The 15,382-nt window shown below is 70.1% G+C and carries 15 protein-coding genes; 2 read left to right on the top strand and 13 right to left on the bottom strand.

Translation table 11 applies throughout. From position 1 onward, the window contains the following. Nucleotides 1–12 precede the first annotated feature (12 nt). Both VIS07_18885 and VIS07_18880 read left to right on the top strand, forming a co-directional pair. Complete coding sequence (locus VIS07_18885) at nucleotides 13–963, top strand: hypothetical protein (protein ID HEY8517582.1); 951 nt, start codon at nucleotides 13–15, stop codon at nucleotides 961–963. A gap of 1 nt (nucleotide 964) precedes the next feature. Further along, nucleotides 965–1,792: a prolipoprotein diacylglyceryl transferase family protein gene (locus VIS07_18880; GenBank protein ID HEY8517581.1), complete on the top strand. Its 828-nt coding sequence runs from the start codon at nucleotides 965–967 to the stop codon at nucleotides 1,790–1,792. Here the strand turns inward: VIS07_18880 and VIS07_18875 are convergent. From VIS07_18875 to VIS07_18815, 13 genes are all read right to left on the bottom strand, one after another. Further along, nucleotides 1,747–2,832, bottom strand: coding sequence for a transglycosylase SLT domain-containing protein (locus VIS07_18875; GenBank protein ID HEY8517580.1), 1,086 nt, complete (start codon nucleotides 2,830–2,832; stop codon nucleotides 1,747–1,749). The two genes, VIS07_18880 and VIS07_18875, sit on opposite strands and share 46 nt — an antisense overlap. A 114-nt stretch (nucleotides 2,833–2,946) precedes the next feature. Next, complete coding sequence (locus tag VIS07_18870) at nucleotides 2,947–4,341, bottom strand: ATP-binding protein (protein HEY8517579.1); 1,395 nt, start codon at nucleotides 4,339–4,341, stop codon at nucleotides 2,947–2,949. 4 nt (nucleotides 4,342–4,345) lie between these two features. Further along, nucleotides 4,346–5,095, bottom strand: a complete 750-nt coding sequence (locus tag VIS07_18865) for a response regulator (GenBank protein ID HEY8517578.1) — start codon at nucleotides 5,093–5,095, stop codon at nucleotides 4,346–4,348. A 25-nt stretch (nucleotides 5,096–5,120) separates the two neighbouring features. Next, on the bottom strand, nucleotides 5,121–5,798 hold the full coding sequence (gene phoU, locus VIS07_18860) for a phosphate signaling complex protein PhoU (protein ID HEY8517577.1): 678 nt from the start codon (nucleotides 5,796–5,798) through the stop codon (nucleotides 5,121–5,123). Between the two features lie 114 nt (nucleotides 5,799–5,912). Next, nucleotides 5,913–6,110, bottom strand: a complete 198-nt coding sequence (locus VIS07_18855) for a hypothetical protein (GenBank protein ID HEY8517576.1) — start codon at nucleotides 6,108–6,110, stop codon at nucleotides 5,913–5,915. Nucleotides 6,111–6,156: 46 nt separating this feature from the next. Beyond that, a complete protein-coding gene (locus VIS07_18850; protein HEY8517575.1) occupies nucleotides 6,157–7,413 on the bottom strand; it encodes a glycosyltransferase family 4 protein in 1,257 nt (418 codons plus the stop codon). Further along, complete coding sequence (locus tag VIS07_18845; GenBank protein ID HEY8517574.1) at nucleotides 7,413–8,492, bottom strand: glycosyltransferase family 4 protein; 1,080 nt, start codon at nucleotides 8,490–8,492, stop codon at nucleotides 7,413–7,415. Before VIS07_18845 ends, VIS07_18850 begins: the two co-directional genes overlap by 1 nt. A gap of 31 nt (nucleotides 8,493–8,523) precedes the next feature. Further along, nucleotides 8,524–9,675 (bottom strand): class I SAM-dependent methyltransferase, encoded by a 1,152-nt coding sequence (locus tag VIS07_18840; protein HEY8517573.1) that lies wholly within the window; start codon nucleotides 9,673–9,675, stop codon nucleotides 8,524–8,526. Nucleotides 9,676–9,739: 64 nt separating this feature from the next. Beyond that, nucleotides 9,740–10,339: a hypothetical protein gene (locus tag VIS07_18835; protein HEY8517572.1), complete on the bottom strand. Its 600-nt coding sequence runs from the start codon at nucleotides 10,337–10,339 to the stop codon at nucleotides 9,740–9,742. A 167-nt stretch (nucleotides 10,340–10,506) separates the two neighbouring features. Next, a complete protein-coding gene (locus tag VIS07_18830) occupies nucleotides 10,507–11,079 on the bottom strand; it encodes an OmpA family protein (protein ID HEY8517571.1) in 573 nt (190 codons plus the stop codon). A 450-nt stretch (nucleotides 11,080–11,529) separates the two neighbouring features. After that, a complete protein-coding gene (locus tag VIS07_18825; GenBank protein HEY8517570.1) occupies nucleotides 11,530–14,280 on the bottom strand; it encodes a c-type cytochrome in 2,751 nt (916 codons plus the stop codon). Between the two features lie 24 nt (nucleotides 14,281–14,304). After that, on the bottom strand, nucleotides 14,305–14,478 hold the full coding sequence (locus VIS07_18820) for a hypothetical protein (protein HEY8517569.1): 174 nt from the start codon (nucleotides 14,476–14,478) through the stop codon (nucleotides 14,305–14,307). Between the two features lie 4 nt (nucleotides 14,479–14,482). Then, a complete protein-coding gene (locus VIS07_18815) occupies nucleotides 14,483–15,301 on the bottom strand; it encodes a cytochrome C (GenBank protein ID HEY8517568.1) in 819 nt (272 codons plus the stop codon). Between the last annotated feature and the right edge of the window lie 81 nt (nucleotides 15,302–15,382).

Genomic DNA, 15,382 nt, shown 5'->3' with positions numbered 1-15,382 from the left:
CGAAGCACATTCTTGGCTCGCGCGCTCGGCGTGCTGTCGGCCGCGCTGCTCGTCGGTGCGCTGGGGACGGCGCGCGAGGCGTCGGCGGCGGGCTGCGGCTGTCCGGCGAACGGCATCCCGATCATCCAGTCGGTGAAGATGCGCGGCAACGACCTGCTCGAGCTGCGCGGCGCCTGCGCTCCCCGCAACGCCCCGGTCGAGCTCGCGGCCTCGCAGCAGCACCTCAAGCGCCTGAAGGTCTGCCCGCCCGACTGTCCGTCAGGCAACAATTATTCGTACTGCATCAATCAGTGTCGCTGGACGACGATCGCGCGCACGCGTTCCGACGGCGCGGGTCGCTTCGTCTTCCGGAACATCGACTCCGAGTACGCGCTGCAGCTCATCGCGACGCTGCCCAGCCGGCCGGACGGCCTCGACGGCATCTACACGGCGCTGCGGCTGCGCAGCCAGGGTCCGAAGGGCAAGTGGTCACCGTGGGTCAACGAGCCCTTCCTCGAAGCGTTCAACGTGAGCTGGCCGGGATACGAGGGCGGCTTCGCCTACGTCGAGGGCCGCGTCTCCGGTGCGACGCACATGCACGTCACCATCGCCGACGGGCCGGACGACGGCGACGATCCTTCGATCGCGCTCGACGTCGACGAGGACACGCCGAACTTCTGGCTCAAGGACCACAGCGGCGGGGTCGTCGAGTACACGCGCTACGGGATCTGCGATCCTTCGCAGGGCTGCCCTTCGCACTGGCACATCGTGCAGTCGCCCTCGATCTCGGTCGCGAGCCCACCGCTCGGCCGCGGCGCCGAGTTCCCGTGGGTGCTCGGGATGATCACCGCGTCGCGTCCCGGCGCGATGTTCATCGCGACGAGCATCATGGGGCCGCGTGACATCCCGGACGTGAGCGTCCACGCCGGCGTCGACGTCGACATCGACTTCGGCCTCGGCTTCTCGTTCTTCAGCCTCTTCTAGGATGGTTCCCGAGCTTCATCTCTACGGTCGCGCCTGGGGTGCCGCGGCGATCGCCTGGATCGCCTGCGGCACCCTCCTCCTCGTCCGCAGGACGCGAGAGCGAGGCGGCGCGTCCCGGCTACGGATCGTCGCGCTGCTCGTCGCTACCGTCGTCGCGGCCGTGATCGGCGCGCGCCTGCACTGGGCTGCCGCCGCGCCCGAGCTGCTGCTCGAGGATCCGAGCTTGCTGCTGCCGGGCACGGGCGTCGAAGGTGCGGGACTGCGCATCACCGGCGGCTTGCTCGCGAGCCTCGGCGTGCTGCTCGTCTTCGGCCCGCGCGCGCTCGGACGATGCTTGACGCGGGCCGAGCTGCTCGACGCGGTCGTGCCGCTCGCGGGCGTCGCGATCTTCGTCGGGCGGCTCGGCTGCTTCGCGGACGGGTGCTGCTTCGGCGTCCCCTCGCTGCTGCCGTGGGCGGTCTCGTTTCCACCCGGCAGCCCGGCGTACTGGAGCCACGTCGCGCAGGGTCTGATCGCGGACGACGGCCGACGCTCGCTGGCCGTGCACCCGCTGCAGCTCTACCTCGGCCTCGCGGGGCTCGTGGCGTTCATCGTGAGCATTTGGGCGGCGCGGCGCGCGACCCGTCCGGGTCGGGCGACGCTCGTCTTCGTCGCGTGCATGGCCGCGCTGCGCCCGCCGCTCGAGCTGCTGCGCGACACGAGCTTCGCGGAGGAGGTCCCGTACGAGACCGCGCTCAGCGTCGCCGTGCTCGCGGTCGTCCTCGTCCTCCTCGTCCGCCGGCGTCAGCGCCCCTTGGCAGAAGCGGCGGCGGTCTCGAGCCCGGGCTGAAGCGCGTCCTCGAGCCCGGGGATGCCGATCTTCTGGATCTCGCGCGCCGCCGTTCCCTCCTCGAAGCGCGGCAGCCGTCCGAGCTTGCGCCACACGCGGTACGAGAGCGCGCTCGACAGGACGCGGATCGGGTAGTCGCGCGGCAGCGCCTGGAGGTACGGCTGCACCTGCGCGAAGTTCCGCGCGCCGTAGGTGTCCATGATGGTACGCAGCCCGCCATTGTGCGGTCCGATGTTGTAGGCGAGCAGCGTCAAGAACAGGTCGCCGCGCATCTGCTTGCGGTAGAGGTCGAGCGTCGCCGCCGCGACGTAGGCGTTGTGTCGCTGGTTCCACGGATCGAGCGACTTGACGCCGAGCTTCTGCTTCGCGGCCTCCTCCGCCGCCTTGGGGACCGACGTGATCTGGAAGAGCCCCTTGCCGCCGTCGCGGCTGTCGCGCGGGTAGAAGCTCGACTCGGCGGCGGCGATCCCCATCATCAGCTCCGGATCGACGCCGAAGGCCGCAGCGGCCTGCTCGATGGTCGGCGCGTAGACCTCGGCACGCTCGAGGATCTTGCGCTGCGCCTCGAGGTCCATGCGGCGGTACGCCGCGAACACCTGGTGCTGCACGACGCGGACCTGCGTCGCGCGCTCGCCGGCGAGCAGCTCGCGCAGCTTGTAGAGCGCCCAGCCCGGGTCCGCGTACCACAGGACGAGCGCCAGGAGCGCGAGCAAGCTCCCGTTGAGCGTGTGGCGCCAGCCCGGGGTGCTCCGCCGGCGCAGCCGGTCGAGCGGAAGGATCGCCGCCGCAGCTGCGAGCATGACACCCGCCAGCGTAACGGCGAACGTCAGCGGCGTGCCGTCGAGCGCGACGCGGCCGAGGACCGCGAGGCCGAGCGTCGCGAGCAGCGCCGCGACCAGCGCGTGCTCGCCGATCCGGTACGCGAGCGGGGGAAAGGTCGCGCGCTTGCGCCGGCGTCGCCTCTGCGGTTGCGCGCCCCGCGGCCTGCGCGCCGCGGCGCTCGCCCGCATGTCGTCCCTGCTGACCGCTCGCAGCGCCACCACCCGTCCCTCGCCGGACGACGGCCGTGCGTCATGCCGATGGCCGGTCCGACGGCGAAGCTCGTACCGCGCGCGCGTCCGGCGGGCAAACGACGGCGTGCGCGCGGTTCCCCCTCAGCCACCCGCATCGGCCTGCGGGCAACCCGGCAGCGTCACCGTCACCGTCGTCCCGTGGCCCAGCCGGCTGTCGAAGCGCACCGACCCGGAATGCGCGTGCACGATGTGCTTGACGATCGACAGCCCGAGCCCCGTGCCGCCGCGCTCGCGGAGGCGCGCCTTGTCCACCCGGTAGAAGCGCTCGGCGAGGCGCGGCAGCTCGTCCGCCGGGATGCCGACACCGGTGTCCTCGATGGCGAGCTCGACCCGGGCGCCGCCCTCGATGCTGCGCGCGAGGACGCGCACGCGGCCGTCTTCAGGCGTGTACTTGATCGCGTTGTCGAGCAGGTTCGACACGACCTGCGCGAGCCGATCCGGATCCCCCTGCACGCGAAGCCCGTCCGGGACGCTCGTCTGCACGTCGATCCGCTTGCGACGTGCGGGCTCGCCGAGCAGCTCGACGACGTCGCGGACGATCGGCGCGACCTCGCTCGCGCGGACCCGCATGGGCATCTTGCCGAGCTCGAGGTCGCTCAGGATGAGGAGGTCGTCGATCAGCCGGCCGAGGCGCTCCGCGTGGCGGTCGATGATCGCGACGAAGTGCTGCGCCCGCTCGCGGTCGTCGAAGCCGCTCGAGAGCAGCGTCTCGGCGAAGCCCTTGATCGCGGTCAGCGGCGTGCGCAGCTCGTGCGACACGTTGGCGACGAAGTCCGTGCGCACGCGCTCGAGGCGCTTGGTCTCCGTGACGTCGTGGAACACGAGCACCCAGGCGCTCTGGTCGGCGGTCGGGCCGACGGCGACCCGCAGGTGGCGCTCGATCGCCCCGCGCAGCTCGACCTCGCGAAAGGTCGGCGTCCGGCTTGCCATCGCCTCGCGCACCACCGCGTTGAACTCGACGTCGCGCGTCAGGTCCCAGAGCCGCAGCCCGACGAGCGGACGCCCCGGCTCGAGCCCGAAGGTGGCAACGACCGGATCGTTGGCGCGCAGGATGGTGCCGTTGCGGTCGATGACGATGACGCCCTCGACCATCGCGGCGAGGATGGCCTCGAGGCGGTCGCGCTCGTTCTCGAGCCGGGCGATGTCGTCGCGCAGCTCGGATGCCATCTCGCCGAGCTCGATCGTCAGCGCGTCGAACGCGTCGGGAGCCCGCGTCGGCAGCGGCGGCGTGACGCGCTCGCCCGAGCGCACGCCCCGCGCCCACGCCGCGACCCGGCCGATGCGCCGCGCGCTGCCCGCAGCGACCAGCACCGCCGTCGCCGCGGCGGCAACGAGCGCCGCCACGACGCGCCAGAGGTCCGACGTGATCGGCAGCAGCGCCGCGGCGAGCCCGCCGACCAGCGCCGGCGCCAGCGCGCGGGCGACGGCCTTCGGCTCGATCCCGAAGCGCCGCTCCGCGCCCGTCCCCCGGGCCACCCGATCAGTTCCCCAGACGGCGCTCGTCGAACATGTAGCCGACGCCGCGCACGGTCACGATCAGCTCCGGCGACGAGTCGTCGCGCTCGATGCGACGACGCAGGCGGCGGATGTGGACGTCGATGGTTCGCGGCTCCACGTAGGTGTCCGGACCCCAGACGAGATCCAGCAGCTGTGCGCGCTCGTAGACCCGATTGGGGTGCTTGACGAAGAAGCGCAGCAGCTCGAACTCGCGCAGCGACAGCTCGACGCGCTTGCCGTCGAGGTAGACCTCGTAGGTGTCGAAGTCGATGCGCAGCCCGCCGCGCTCGTAGACCTCGTGCGGCGTCTCGGGCGGCGGGCTGTACGCGCGTCGCAGCAGCGCCTTGACGCGCGCGGTCAGCTCGCGCGGGCTGAACGGCTTGGTGACGTAGTCGTCGGCGCCGATCTCGAGGCCGACCACCTTGTCCGCTTCCGACGAGCGCGCCGTCAGGACGACGACCGGCACGCGCGACGTCGCCTCCTCGGCGCGGATCCGGCGGCACACCTCGAGGCCACCGAGGCCCGGCAGCATCAGGTCGAGGATGACCACGGCCGGACGCTCGCGCTTGACGAGCGCGAGGCCGAGCTCGCCGTCTCCCGCCTCGAGCACCGTGAAGCCCTCGGCTTCCAGATTGACGCGGACCAGCTCGCGGATGTCGCGCTCGTCCTCGATCACGAGCGCCTTGCGACGCTCGCCGCTCGCGGCGGCGGTGCGCTCTCCCGCTCGCGCCATCACGCCCGAACGCTCCCTGGCATGATCAGATCGACGTCGGCACGGACAGGTGCCGGATGCTCTTTCCCTTCACCATGAAGATCACCATCTCGGCGATGTTGGTGGCGTGGTCGGCGATGCGCTCGAGGTACTTCGAGACGAAGAGCTGTGCGGTGCCGGCCACGACCAGCGACGGATCGCGCGTCATGCGGGCGAGGAGATCGGCGAACATCTCGGCGTGCATGGCATCGATCGCGTCGTCCTCCTTGCACACCGAGAGCGCGAGCTCGGCGTCCTCGCGCACGAACGCGTCGAGGCTCTCGCGCAGCATCTTGCGCACGGTGTCCGCCATCCGCGGCAGGTCGACCTGGAGCTGGAACGGCGCCTCGCTGAGCTCGAGCGCGCGCTCGGAAATGTTGACCGCCATGTCGCCGATGCGCTCGAGGTCGGTGGTGATCTTGAGGCCCGTCGTGATCAAGCGCAGGTCGCGCGCCGCGGGCTGGTGCAGCGCCAGCAGACGCAGACACTCCTCGTCGATGTCGACGTCGTAGCGGTTGACCTCGTGGTCGCGCTCGATGGTGCGCTCGGCGAGCGTGCGGTCGGAGCTCGCCAGCGACGCGATGGCGTCGCCGATCTGGCGCTCGACCAGCCCGCCCATCTCGAGGATCAGCTTGCGCAGGTACGCGAGCTCTTCCTCGTATCGACGATCGGTGTGCACAGCCATGGGCGCTCCCTCGTTGCGTCGGCCGCGACGCGAAGCCAGAACGGCGTCTCGGTTCTGCTGCGCTGCGGTATCACGCCGCACGCGCCCCGGCGACTCGAGGGTCCGCATGCCGCCTCAGTGGGTCAGCAGGCGCTTGAGCCTTTGCTGGCCGCTCTCCGGCGCGACCGATGCCTCGAGGGCGCGCGCCGCCTCGTCGGCCGACAGGTCGAAGCGACGTTGCAGCCGTCGGATGTCCTTCAGGTCCTCGGGGTAGCGGCGGAGGTGCTCGACGAGGTCCTTCGGTCGTCCGGCGCTGCGGTCTCGGATCGTCATGGGTCGCCTCCTAGCGGCCGCAGATCGCCGCTCGGTTACCGGAACGTTACGGGCGTGTGAAATGAGCGCCGACCCCGCCGTCGTCGGACGCAGGAGGCTCGTCCTGCTCGAACGCGGCCAGAAGGCGCTCCGCGTACGCGTCGAGCGCGAACTCGCGCTCGACGTAGCGCCGTCCGCGCTCGCCCAGCGCGGTGCGCAGCTCGGGGTCGCGCGCCAGCCGACCGACGGCGGCGGCGAACTCCGCCGCGTCGCGCAGCCAGAGCCCGGCCCCGCTGCGTCGGCAGTGCTCGACCATCACCGCGCAGTCGGCGTGCACCAGCACCGGGGTCCGCGAGCCGAGCGCCTCGAGCAGCACGATGCCGAGGCTCTCGTACGGCGAAAGGTGGACGAGCGCCAGCGCGTCGCGCATCAAGCGCAACTTCTCGTCCTCGGCGACGAAGCCGCGAAGCTCGACGCCCGGCTGAGAAGGCACGGGCATCGCGAGCTCGCCGATCATCACGAGCCGCGGCGGCTTCGGCAGCGCGGCGCGCAGCGCCGCATACCAGCGCAGCAGCTGCGGGACGCCCTTCTGCACGTCGATGCGCCCCGCGTAGAGCAGGAACGGATCGGTGCCGGACGGGCGCGGCCCACGATCGGGCGGCAGCTCGATCCCGTAGCCGATGCGGCGCGCGCGGATCGGCGTGTCGGGATACAGGCGCGAGACCAGCGCGACCTCCGTGTCGGTCGAGCACAGCAGCCGCGCACGCGCGAGCCGGCGTCCGAACACCGGCAGGTAGGCCGGCGCCTCGTCGTGCAGCGTCGGCACGACGAACGCGCGCCCTTCGGGGACGGCGGCGAGACCGTCGTAGGTCGTCGGGTAGAGGTAGGTGACGAACAGCACGCGGTCGTACGGCGTGCGCCGCAGCCACTCGTGCAGCTCCGGCGCGTGCGGACCCTGACCGCGGATGAACGCCTCCTGCAGCGCGTCGGGCCAGCCGCGCACGCGCTCCGCGTGCGCCGCGCGCACCGGCTCCGGCAGCAGCGCGAACTCGCTCGACGTGAAGCCGTCGTGCAGCAGGCGGTTCAGCACCTGCCAGGCGTCCTCGCGGCCGCGGGCGACGGCGAAGCGGCGCACGGTGACGCCGTTCTCCCGGCTCGCGCCGGCGGGGTACGCCTCTCGCCACTGATGGTAGTCGCGCGCCGTCGTCGTCAGCACCTCGACCTCGTGCCGCCGGGCGAGGATTCCCGCCATCAGCGCGGCGTGGGTTTCGGCGCCGCCGAGGATGTCGGCGCCGTAGCGCTGGACGACGACCGCGATGCGCATCACGCGGCCTCGGCGCGCTCGAGCAGCGGCTCGACCGCGGCGAGAAACGCGCGCTCGACCGCCTCGTCGGAATGACGATCCGCGAAGCGCTCGGCCTGCGCGGCGACGAGCTTCTCGCGCAGCGCCGCGTCGCGCAGCACGCGGTCGATCGCGAGCGCGACGACGTCGTCCGAGGCGTCGCGCAGCACGGGCGCGTTCGGACCGAGCGTCTCCGCGACCGCCGCCTGCCACGTCGCCACGACCGGCACGCCGAGCCGTGCGGCCTCGACCAGCGGCACGCAGAAGCCCTCGTGCTCCGAGCAGCACAGCAGGAGTCGCGACGTCAAGTATGCGGCGTGCAGCTCCGCCGCGGTCAAGCTGCCGACCAGCTCGACGCTGCCGTCGAGCCCGAGCCGCTCGCGGTCGCGTCGCAAGAGCTCGAGCCACGCGCTCCAGCGACGGTCGTACGAGCCGACCAGACGCACGCGCAGACGTCGCTGGAAGAGCTCCGCGTACGTCGCCACGACGCGGAACATCCTGCGGTGTCCCTTGTTCGGCGCGAGCCGGCCGACGAAGAGCACGTCCGCGGGGAGAGCCGCCCAGCGTCGCAACGCCGCCTCGTCGGGCGGGGTGCGCGCGAGCTCTTCCGCCTGGTTGAACGGCGGCACGACCGCGATGCGCGCGCGGTCCGCGCCGAGGCGCACGAGCTCTCCCGCGTTCATCTCCGACGCCGCGATCCACGCGACCTGCGAATCGCGCGCGAGCTGCGCGCGCTGGCGCTCGCCGACCTGCGACGCGCGGACGAAGTCCGTGCTGACGTTCTCGAAGAAGGAGGCGGGCGTCACGTTGTGGTCGCGCACGATGCGCAGGCCGCGCGCGCGGCTCAGCAGCTGGAAGCCGTTGTCCCACTGCGTCGCCTGGTGGAAGATCACCGGCACGCCCTGCTGCAGCCAGTCGCGGGCCTGCACGGCGGGCTCGAAGCCCAGCGTGGGATCGCCACCGTCGGCGAACAGGCGCACGGTCCAGCCGCGGCGCACGAGCGCGCGCTGCATCCCGAGCACGTCGTTGCCGGTCGCGTCGCCGCGCACCAGCGAGGGCACCAGGATCGCGACCCGGCGCCGGGCCGCGCGCCTACGCCCAAGCCACGACCGCATAGTCCTGCGGCGCAAACAGCAGCGCGTTGAGGCGCGCGACGTTGCGCTGCTCCGCCTCGCCGGCTTCGGGCTCGAGGCGCACGTCCGGCTCGACCTCGCCGCCGTACACCAGCTCGCAGCGCGTGAAGCCCGCCTGCTCGGTGAGAAAGCGCAGCGTCAGCGGGTGCAGCGGCTGACGATGCGACGGATCGATGCTCCAGGCGCGCGAGAACGTGATCAGGCTCTGCACGTTCACCGTCTCGACGACGAGGCAGCCGCCGGGGCGCAGCTTGCGGCGCGCGAGGGCGAGCAGCCGCACGGTCTTCGCGAGCGGCAGGTGCTCGACCATCTGGAACGACACCACGCCGCCGAGCGAGCCGTCCGCGATCTCTTCGAGCGCATCGACCGCGTCGCCGAGACGGACGTCGAGCCCGCGCGCACGCGCCTCGTCGACCCGCTGCTGGTCGACCTCGATGCCGAAGGCCTCGACGCCGGCGTCGCGCAGCAGCTCGAGGAACTCGCCGCGACCGCAGCCGAGGTCGACCACCGGTCCGGCGGACGGCGTCGCGAAGTACTGCACGTAGCGCGCGAGCTGCGCGCGCACGTGCTCGCGCGAGCCGCGGAAGGCGTCCTCGAACGCGGCGTAGTCGAACGCCGCCTCCGTCGGGACCACGGCGCCGGTGCGCGCGATCGCCTCCTCGAGGACGAGCAGACGGCGCTCGATCCGTCCGAGGCGACGCTCGTTCGCCTCGAGGCGCCGGCCGAGGTCCTCGTCGAGCCCGGCGAACGCCTGTAGCACCGCGCGGTTGAACGCAGCTTGACGGTCGAGGATGGGCGTCAAGAGCCGACGCAGCACCCGCTTCACGAAGATCACCGCGCGACCGATCGACGCGCGGTGCGAGTGGAACTCGACGTTGCCGGGGTCGGCGAGCGCGCTCAGCGTGGCGAGGCGTCCGCCGTCGACCAGACGTGCGGTCACGCCCTCCACGGGCGCGTCGTCGCGAGGCTGCGCTTCGGCGATGGCGCGCAGAGCTGCGTTGCGGTCCTCTTCCGGGGGCAACGCGGTCGCGCCCAGCTTCCGCCGCATCTCCGCCGCATCGCGTCGCAGCTCCTCGATGAGCGCTTCGACGTCGACCTCGGGCGCGGGCATCGTGCGCGCTTCTATAGATCCGCTGACGAAGCGTCCAGGACGGCGAGCGCGTTCGTGTCGCGCGCTACGCCGAGATTGCAGGAAGTGCGGGGATGGGGCCCCCGTCCGAGACGCCGAACAAGGCGAGGTGCACGACCGGCGCCGCCACCAGGTCGGCGACCAGCACGGTCACGATCGCGCCGGGCCATGACGCGTCCACGGCGAGGCGCAGCGCCCACACCGACGCCGCGATGCGCCACAGCGCGAGCACGCCACGCACCGCGTCCGGAAAGCCGAGCAGCGCCCCGAGGAAGAGCAGACAGCTCGGCGCGAGCGCGAGCGAGAGCGGGCGCATGAGGCGCGTGTACGGCGCCCGCGGTCGATCGACGAGCAAGCGGACGAGCCACGCCGCCGCCGTGAAGAGGAAGAAGTGCACGATCACCTCGGCGACGCCGACGATGACGAGCAGACGGTAGACCGCGTACTCGCGCTCGCCGATCATTCCCCTCGCGACGCCCTCGGCTGCGTAGCCGAAGCCGTTCGACAGCGCGGCGAGGATGACGACGGCGAGACCGAGCCGGTTGTAGGTCGAGTCCTCGATGGCGCGCGTGTACAGCTCGCGATCGAATCGCAGCGCGCCGCCGATCAGCTTGATGAGGGCGCCAGGCCCGACGTTGCTCTCCACTTCTCGTGATCTCGGGCCGGCGGGGGGCAGCGTACGCACGGCCGCGAGAGCCGTCGTCGCTTGCCGGAAAACGCAACGTGCCGGCGTCGAGGTCTGCGCCTCGAGCGCCGGCACGGCGTTGCGGCCGGTCCGGCCCGCACGAGGCGGGCCGGACCTTCGTGGTGGGACTAGTTGAGCGGGACCAGCTCGACGCGCCGGTTCTGCGCGCGGCCGTCCGCGGTGTCGTTGCTCGCCACCGGGTTCGACTCACCGAAGCCCTTGGTCACGAGCCGGCTCGCCGCGATGCCCTGGCTGACCAGGTAGTTCTTCACGGTCTGAGCACGACGCTCGGAGAGACGCAGGTTGTACGCCTCGGTGCCGATCGAGTCGGTGTAGCCCTGGACCTCGACGCGGATGTCGGGGTTCTCCTTCAGGATGCGAGCCGCCTCGTCGAGGATCGGCTTGCCCTGCGGCTGCAGCGTCGCCTTGTCGAAGTCGAAGTGCACGCCACGGAGCACGATCTTCTTCTTGGCAACCGGAGCCGGCGGCGGCGGCGGAGGCGGCGGAGGCGGAGGCGGAACCTCTTCCTCGTCGCACAGCGCGTGGCCGATGAGCGCACCGAGGATGGCACCAGTCGCGATACCGATACCGATACCCGCGCCGCGATCCTCATCCTGCTTCTTGAACGGCGGATTCACGTTGTTCGCGATCGCGCCACCGGCCGTACCCAGCGCAGCCGCGCCGATGATCGCGCCGCCCACCGCGCACTTGCCCCACGGCTTGTGGGCCGAGCAGGCGCTCGCGAACGTTGCCAGGATCAACCCGGCAATCAACCTCCGATACATCAGACACCTCCTCTTTGTCCGTCCACGCCGCCTACCGAGCCGCCACGGCTCGAGCGGCTGTACCCCAGCATCGCGCCGAATATCGGGTCCGGCTGTCCCCCGTACGCCAAAACAAGGGACGTTTTTCTATACCTTTTCGCAATAGCGAAGCAAAGGGACGCTATTCCCTCGCCACTGTATCGACATCGGGAGAAGAACCAATAGCTTTCGCGAAAATTTGCGGGTTGCTCGCACGCGAAAGCCGACCTCTTCTCCGCCGTTCGCAAGGGTTAACGGCACTCCATCGAGACCACAAAAATGGCGCGACCCAAAACGGATCGCGCCATTTTTTCATCGCGCTCGCCCTAGGGGACGCGGCGCGTCGGGTCAGCTCGCGCCGCCCGCCGCCGCTTGCGCCGCAGCCTGGTTCTCCGCAGGTGCGGGAGCTGGCCGCTCCGGCGCGGACGAAGCCGGCGCGGACGCTTGCTGCGTCTGCGGGCCCGTGAAGCCGAGCGACATGATGTAGTCGCGCATCGCCAGGATCTGGAGATCCTCGTTGCCGTCGAAGACGTCCTCCGGGCCGCCCGGGTAGAACGACGGCATCTTGGTGCCCGGCATCAGCGCCGGCGGATCCTTGATCCAGGCGAGGATCCACTCGGGGTTCAGACGCTCGTGCGCGTAGGCGAGGTTCGGCGCCCACTGCTCCATGGGCCCCTCGGGCGTCTTGTCGCCGCGGACGTGGCACGACCAGCACGAGAAGTACTCGTCCGACATCAGCAGCTCGCCGACCTGGAGGAGCTCCGGCGTCGAGTCCTGGCGCGGATCGAAGAAGAAGTACGGCTGCGTCTGGTTGGCGACGGCGCTGAAGTACTCGATGACCTTCGTGGTCTCCTCGGCGCTCAGGTGGAAGGTCGGCATGCGCACCTTCAGCCAGAAGCGCAGCGGCTGCCGCGCGGGATCCTTGAGGAACGCGTACAGCCAGTCGGGCTGCACCTTCGCGCCCTCGCCGTTCAGGATCGGCGGCGCGCTCGTCGGGTTGTCCTCGTAGAGACGGCGAATGTAGCCACCACGGCCGTCGATCTCGTGACAGCCCATGCAGTTGTAGTTCTCGATGACCCAGCGTCCCTCTCGCACGCGCATCAGGCGCGGGTCGTTCTGCGGATCCTGGAAGCTCTTCGGCGGCATGCGCTCGGTGCGGCTCTGGAGCCAGACGCGGAGCGCCACGATGTCCTCGTCGGCGAGCTGGAAGTTCGGCATCAGCTGCTCGACGTGCTCGGTCGCGTAGATCCGCGGATTCTTGAGCTTGTAGAACGTCCAGTCGTTCCAGGTGCGCGGGATCTGCGGGTTGTTGCCGAAGAACAGCTCCTCGATCGGCTTCGCGCCGAAGGTCGACAGCTCGACGCCGATGCGGGACTCGTTCTCCATCCCGTTGATGACGTGGCAGCCGTAGCAGCCGTACTTGCGGACGAGAGCCTTGCCCTGCTCGACGAGCTCGGGATCCTCGAGCGTCGCCGACGTGACCTCACCCGGTTCGGCCGGCGGCGCGAGGCTCACCAGGTACGACGTGATCGCGCGCGCCTCGTCGTCCGTCAAGCGAAGATCGGGCATGCGCGAGTCGGGGTTGTAGCCGCGCGGGTCCTTGATCCACCAGTAGATGAAGCGCGCCGACTCCTTGCGCCCGACGTTCTGCAGATTCGGCCCCCAGTCCTTCGTCGCGCCGAGCGGGGTCGCGACTTCGTCGGGCGCGATCGCGTGGCAGGCACGACACCCAACGGAGTCGAACAGCTCCTTGCCCCTCGCGACGAGCTCCGGATCGTCGGGCGAGATGCCGCCGGGATCGGGACGCGCGTCCAGCCATGCGTCTCCGTCCGCCTTGCTCGAGGTCCAGATGTACGCGGCGACCGCCTTCGACTGCTCCTCGGTGAATCCGAAGCTCGGCATCTTGGTACGCGGGCGGAACGCGTACGGATCGCGGATCCAGTCGACCATCCACTGCGGGTCGACCTTCGCGGCGACCCGCTGCAGGTTCGGGCCGACCGGGGGCAGCGATTCGTAGCCCTCGACCAGGTGGCAGCCGTGGCAGCCGAGCTGCTCGAACAGATACTCGCCACGGCGCAGCGTCGCGGCCTCCGGGAAGAGTGACACGTCGACGTGGCAGTTGAGGCAGCGCGACTGCTGCTCGGGACCCGTGAGCAGCGGGTGCTCCCAGAACTTCACGTAGCCGTGCGCCTGCTGCGGCGAGTTCAAGGCGACGCCCTGCCCTTCGTGGCACGGCGTGCAGCCGAACTTCTCCGGCGGATGCTTGATGAGCAGCGGGTCGCGCTTCGGGTGCGTCTTCAGCGGATGGGGCTCATCCTCGAACCCGGCCTTGTCGATCGCCATGTGGCACGACGTGCAGCGGTCGACGCGCGCCACCGGCTCCTCGAAGTTGTTGATGTCGAAGTCGGGGAGAACGATCTGCTGGATCGCGGGAATGCGCGACACCGGCACCGGACCGAGCATCGACTTCATGCCGTCGAGCTTGTTCGCGATGCGGATGCGCTCCTCCTCGAGCGCCGCGAGCTTCTTCTCGAGGGTCTCGACCGGCGCGCGCAGCTCGTCGACCTCGGCCTGGTACTTCGCGACGACCTGCTGCGCGGCGCGCCACTTCGCCTCGAGCTCCTGCTTCTCCTTCTCGAGCTCGTCGCGCCGCCGACGCTTGGCTTCGACGTCCCCGCCGGCCTCGAGCGCGTGGTCGTACTCGTACCACGCCTCCTCGAGCTCGCTCTTGACGAAGCGAACCTGAAGGTCGGCGTCCTGCTCCTCCATGATCGCCGCCTGGAGCTTCTGCTGCGCGGCGGCGAGCTGCTGCGCGGTCTCGCCGGTTTCGAGCTTCGCCTGAGCCTCCGCGAGCTGCTTCTTCAGCTCCTGGTACTGCGCGTCGGACTCGAGCTTCGCGTGCTCGGCGTCGAGCGCTTGCTTCTCGCGCTGCTCCTCCAGGGCGAAGAACTGACGCTGGTACATCTTCCAGGGGCGGCGGAAGAAGGTGTCGTCGAGGATCGCCCAGACGGCGCCGACGACGAGCAGGACGGCCCCCAGCAACCAGATGACGGCGTAGCTTCGCTTCTCTTCGTCGGAACTCAGGTCTCGTCTTGCCATTGGTCCCCGCGCGGCCGGCTCGACTCAGGCCGGACCACGGCCCTCGATCACACGCCCCAGGAGGAAAATCACCGAGCCGACGATCAGCATCTTGAGCTCGAACCGCAGCCCGCCTTCGTGGGTCAAGCCATAGACCAACCCGAATCCCACGGTGCTGATGCCCATCAGCTGCAGCAGCTTGGCAGAGAGAAATCTCACGAAGCTAGATGTTGATCCACGGAGTTTCCATCACGTACTTGATGTTGAACATGTGACGCATCAGCATCTTGATGAGCACGGCCAGCATGTTCAGGAACAGGAATGACGTGATGAAGAATCGCGCCATCCCCCACCGCTTCATGAACTCCTGCCCCTTGAGCCACACGACCCAGGCGTACATCGCGATCGTGCCGATGACGAAGTACAGCACGACCACCACGCCGCCGAAGACCGCCGACCAGAAGTAGTCGCGCAGGCCGAGCAGGTACGGGAGGTTGACGCTGGTCAGCGCCTCGACCTTGTGCGGGTCCCACTTCTCCCACGGCCAGAACCAGTTCCAGCCCGGACCGCGCAGCAGCGTCCCGATGATGATCAGCGACACCCACAAGATGTGGAAGCCGAAGATGAAGGTGAGGATCTCCCACTTGCGGTCGCGGAAGCAGTAGTAGCCGTTCCCCTTCGGGTTGATGTCGATGTACGGGATCACCATCAGCCCGACGATGATGAGGGTCGGCAGCACGACTCCGGCGTGCCACGGGTCGAAGAAGACGAGCATCTCCTGAAGGCCGAGGAAGTACCACGGCGCCTTCGACGGGTTGGGCGTGCGTGAGGGGTTCGCCGGCTCCTCGAGCGGGGCGTCGAGGAGCAACGCCCAGGCGATCATGCCGACCATCACCAGCACGGCGCAGAGGAACTCCGCGCGCACCAGGTGCGGCCAGGTGTGGACCTTGTCGTCCCCCGGGCCGACCGCCTTCTTGATCGAGACCTCGATCCGCTTGCCGGTCGGTTGAGCCGGCTTCGTCGCTGCAGCGCTTGTTGCCATCTTCAGGGCTCCGTCGGCGCGCTCAGAGGTCGCGTGGCTTCGCCAGGACGTACAACGCCCAGATCATCACGCAGAACAGGA

It is taken from the genome of Candidatus Binatia bacterium (assembly GCA_036563615.1).
Classification (GTDB): Bacteria; Desulfobacterota; Binatia; order UBA12015; family UBA12015; genus DATCMB01.
The sequence above is the reverse complement of the archived record's forward strand: the minus strand, read 5'-3'. Positions and strand labels throughout refer to the sequence as shown.